Annotated in this window: 3 protein-coding genes; all 3 read right to left on the bottom strand. The window is 70.5% G+C overall.

The annotated features are described in order from the left end of the window. Positions 1-994: helicase-related protein (locus tag HOQ08_RS01545; RefSeq protein WP_291190555.1), on the bottom strand; the 994-nt coding region annotated here is incomplete at its 3' end. 107 nt (positions 995-1,101) lie between these two features. Next, positions 1,102-3,714, bottom strand: coding sequence for a type II secretion system secretin GspD (gene gspD, locus HOQ08_RS01540; protein ID WP_291190552.1), 2,613 nt, complete (start codon positions 3,712-3,714; stop codon positions 1,102-1,104). Between the two features lie 3 nt (positions 3,715-3,717). Continuing rightward, positions 3,718-4,361: hypothetical protein (locus HOQ08_RS01535; RefSeq protein ID WP_291190549.1), on the bottom strand; the 644-nt coding region annotated here is incomplete at its 5' end.

The raw sequence follows: 4,361 nt of genomic DNA, 5'->3' as shown, positions 1-4,361 counted from the left end.
TGGGATCGAAGCGCGGCTCGCGTGCGAGCCCCGAGTCGATCACCGCGCGTATGCCGGGCAGGGTCACGCTGGATTCGGCCACGTTGGTGGCGAGGATCACGCGGCGCGTGCCCGCTTCGGCCGGCGCCAGAGCGGCCTGTTGGTCGGCCAGCGAAAGCTCGCCGTGCAGGGCGACGAGCTCGATCTCGAACCCCCTCTCCCCGGGAGAGGGCGAAGCGCAGCGGTCCGCTTCGCCGGACCTCTCTCCTCCAGCCCCTCTCCCGAGGGACGAGGGGAGCGCTTTTTCCAGCAGCGCCTGCGCGCGGGCGATCTCGCGCCGGCCGGGCAGGAACACCAGCACGTCGCCGTCGTTTTCTTCCAGCGCCTGGCGGGCGACGCGGGCGAGCTGGTGCTCGGGCGTCTCCTGTGCGCGTGCCGGCGGATGCGCGATGCGCACGGGGTGGCTGCGGCCCGGACTGGACAGGCGCGGCGCGTCCAGCCAGCGCGCGATGCGCTCGCCGTCGAGCGTGGCGGACATCACCAGCAGGCGCAGGTCCGGGCGCAGGGTGGCCTGCACGTCGAGCGTGAGCGCGAGGCCGAGGTCGCCGGCCAGGTGGCGCTCGTGGAACTCGTCGAACAGGATCGCGCCGATGCCCTCGAGGTCGGGATCGTCCTGGATCAGCCGCGTGAGGATGCCTTCGGTGACCACTTCGATGCGCGTGGCCGCACTCAGCTTCGACTCGAAGCGAATGCGGTAGCCAACGCTCTGGCCAACGTCCTCGCCGCGCTGCGCCGCCATGAATTGCGCGGCGGCACGTGCGGCGATGCGGCGCGGTTCCAGCATCACGATGCGGCGCCCTGCAAGCCAGGGCGCGTCGAGCAGCGCCGGCGGCACCTGGGTGGTCTTGCCGGCGCCGGGCGGGGCTTCCAGGACCAGGCGCGGGTGGACGTCGAGCGAGGCGCGCAGCTCGGGCAGCAGCGGGGTGATCGGGAACACGGGTGAGGCTTGCGTCATCCGGAAGGATGATAACGGCCTGCCGACATCGGCTCGGATGTGCCCCGGACACCCTCCCCTTGAAGGGGAGGGCTTCCAAGCGCCGCGGAGACGGGGTCAACGCGGGATTACTTGCCACCCGCCCTGCACTGCTCCATCCACTTGTGCGCCGTGGCCACGCCCTCGGTGTCGCCCAGGTGCGTGCGCACGCTGGCGATGATCTGCCAGTTGCGCGCGCACAGGTCGCCATGCTGCGGGCCGTCGCGCCAGGACTCCAGTGCCAGCCGCTGGGCAGCGCCGTAGTCGGTCTGCTTGAGCGCGGCCTCGGCCTGCTGGTTCAGCTGCTCGGGCGTGGCTGGCGGCGTGGGCAGCGGCACGTCGGCGGGCGAGGCGGCCGGCGGCGGCGCTTCCTTGGCGTGCTCGGCGCGCAGCGGCGCGAGCGATTCGAATTTGGCCTGGTACTCGTCGGTGATGCGCTTGGCGTCGTCGCTGGAGCCGATCACGCGCGGGGTGATCAGCACGATCAGCTCCGAGCGGTTGCGATGGCGGTCGGTGGTGCCGAACAGGCGGCCGACCAAAGGTATGCGGTTCAGGCCGGGGATGCCGGTGTCGCTGTTGCCCTCGTCCTGGCGGATCAGGCCGCCGAGCAGCACCGTCTGGCCGCTCTGCACGCCGACCTGCGTGGCGATCTCGCGCTGCTGGATGGTGTAGTTGCCGTTGGTGTCCTTGGTCGAGGGCACGCTCACCTGCTGCTTGATGTTGAGGTAGACCAGGCCGCCCGGATTGATGCGCGGCTGCACGTCCAGGATCACGCCGGTGCTGATGTACTGCACCTGGCCGATGGTGGTGGGGTTGTTGGCCGTGGTGGTGCCCAGGCCGGTGGTGAAGTAGGTCTGGTTGACCGGGATCTGATCGCCCGCCTGGATGTGCGCGACCTGGTTGTTCATCACCACCAGCGAGGGCGCCGACAGCGTCTTGGCGTTGCCGTCGGTCTCCTGCGCGTGCAGCGCGACCTGCAGGTTGTTGTTGACGAAGGAGTAGAAGAACGAATCGCCGGCCGGGTTGTAGGTCATGCCTCCGCTGCCCAGCGCCCACTGCTGCTGGTTGCCCGGCTGGCCGGGCGTGATGCCGCCGCTGCCGTTGGGCGTGCCGCGGATCAGCCCTTCCAGATACCACTGCACGCCGAACTGGAAGGCGCCGGTGAGCTGCACCTCGAGGATGCGCGTCTCGATCTGCACCTGCAGCGGCACGGTGTCCAGGCGCTTGATCGCCTCCTCGATCTCCGACCATTGCGAGGGCCGTGCCCGCACCAGCAGCTGGTTGTTGGCGTCGACCGAACTGATCTTGATGGAGCCGTCGGCGGAGGTGTACTGCTGGTCGTTAGCGGCGCTGGTCGCATTGGGCAGGCCGCTGTTGTTGCCGAAGCTGCCGCCGGCTCCGCCCAGCGCGCCGTTGCCGGTGCCGCCGCCCAGCAGACTGCCGTTGCCCAGGCCGCCGGTGCCGGTGTCGTTGCCGCCCTTGAAGCCGCCCTCGTTGCCGGCGAGCCCGCCGCTGTTGCCGAAGCCGCCGGCGGTGCTGCCCATCGCGGTGCCGTTGGCGTTCTCGGCGCTGCCCAGCGTGCCCGAGGTCAGCCCGGGACCCACCTCGCCGCCGCTGCTGCCGCCGGCGGCGGCGTTGGTGTAGATCTGCGCCAGGTACTTGGCCAGGTCCGAGGCCTTGATGTTGCGCACGTCGTAGACGTACAGCTGCGGCTCGTTGCCGCCGCCGCGGTCGATCCGCGCGATCCAGTCGCCCACCTCCTGCAGGTAGTCCGGCTGCGCGCTGATCACCACCAGCGCGTTGGTGCGCTCGATCGGGATGAAGCGCAGCATGCCGGCCAGCGGGGTGTCGCCGTTCTTGCCGAACATCGCGTCGAGCTTGGGCATCAGGTCGGTGACGTTGGCGCGTTGCAGGCTGAACACGCCCACCGACATGCCCTTCAGCCAGTCCACGTCGAAGGTGCGCACGGTGCGCGAGTAGTTGTCCAGTTCCGGCGGCGTGCCGGCCAGCACCAGCAGGTTGCGCGAAGGGTCGACCAGCAGGATCGCGTCGGGCCGCGCGAACGGCTTGATCAGCTTCTGCATCTGCGTGGCGGAGATGTAGTGCAGCGGAAACAACCGCGCCTGCATGCCGCCCTGCGGCGCCACCGCGCCCAGACTGGGCACCAGGCTGCCGGCTACCGCGTTCTTGGCCGGCAGCACCACGTAGCTGCCGCCCTGCTGCACCAGCGCGTTGCCGGTCCACGACAGCAGCGTCTCCAGCACCGGCAGCGCCTGGCTGGCGTCGATCGGCTCGGAGGTGGAGAAGGAGATGTTGCCCTGCACGCCCGGCACGATGGTGTAGTTCTTCTTGAGGAAATCCCCGAGGATCGCCTTGACCACCGCCTGCACCGGCTGGTTTTCGAAGTTGAAGGTCACCGCGTTCTCGCCGTGCGCCGGCGGGCGCGGGCGAGCCAGCGGCTGCGGATGGATGAACCGCCCGGTGCCGCTGTTGAGCTGCGGCTGCGGGTTGCCCTCCTGCGCGGGATTGGCGGTGTTGTTGAGCGGCAATGGCGCCGGCACGGGCTTTTCGGTGCCGGCCACGGCCTCGCGCTGCAACGCGTAGTCGTCGCGCGGCTGCGGCACGCTGGCGCAGCCGGCAAGCCAGACCGTCAGCGCAATCGCGCCGATCCGGGACAGACGGTGCAGGGCTAGGGTGGACATGGCTCAACGGTCTCCTTGATTTGCCTGCGCGGCGGCCTGTGCGGCGCGGCGCTTTTCGATGGCGGCCTTGAGCTGGCGCAGGCGCGCGGCCTGGCGCGCGTCGTTGCTCAAGTCCATGTCGGTCGGGGCGCCGCGCAAGGCGGAGAGCGCTGCGCCGCCGGATTGCGCTCCACCGCCTCCGCCGCCGCTTTGCGGGCTGGCCGGAATGGCGCCGGGTTGCTCCTCGCCTTTTGCCGGCACGGGTTCGAGCGGGGGCCGCTCGCCCGAGTCCTCCGGCAGCTCGTTGGGCACCGACGAGCCTTCGGCGGGACGGCCTGCAGGCTCCTGTCCAGCAGGAGCCTGCCCGCCGTGCAACTGTTCGATCGGCGCGCCGGCCGGCAGCTGCAGCTCGACGCGGCCGCTCGAGGAGTCGAATACCGCCGACCGCGGGCGCACCTCCACCAGGGTCCAGCTGCCGTCGGGCAGGCGGGTGCCTTCGCGCACGCGCAGTTCCTGGCCGTTGTCGCCCTCGCGCTTGTTGTGCAACAGGGCCATGCGCAGGGTGGGCGTCAGGAGGATGCCGGTCAGCTGCATGTCGCCCAGCTGGCCGCCGCCGCTGGCGGCGTGCGCCACTGGCTTGCGGTCCGGATCGAACAGCGGTTGCTGCC

This window comes from Frateuria sp., from assembly GCF_013362045.1.
GTDB lineage: Bacteria > Pseudomonadota > Gammaproteobacteria > Xanthomonadales > Rhodanobacteraceae > Frateuria_A.
The sequence above is the reverse complement of the archived record's forward strand: the minus strand, read 5'-3'. Positions and strand labels throughout refer to the sequence as shown.

What these genes read in the sequence shown, in the direction of transcription:
- gspD (WP_291190552.1), bottom strand. Translation starts at nt 3,714, where the DNA reads ATGTCCACCCTAGCCCTGCACCGTCTGTCCCGGATCGGCGCGATTGCG.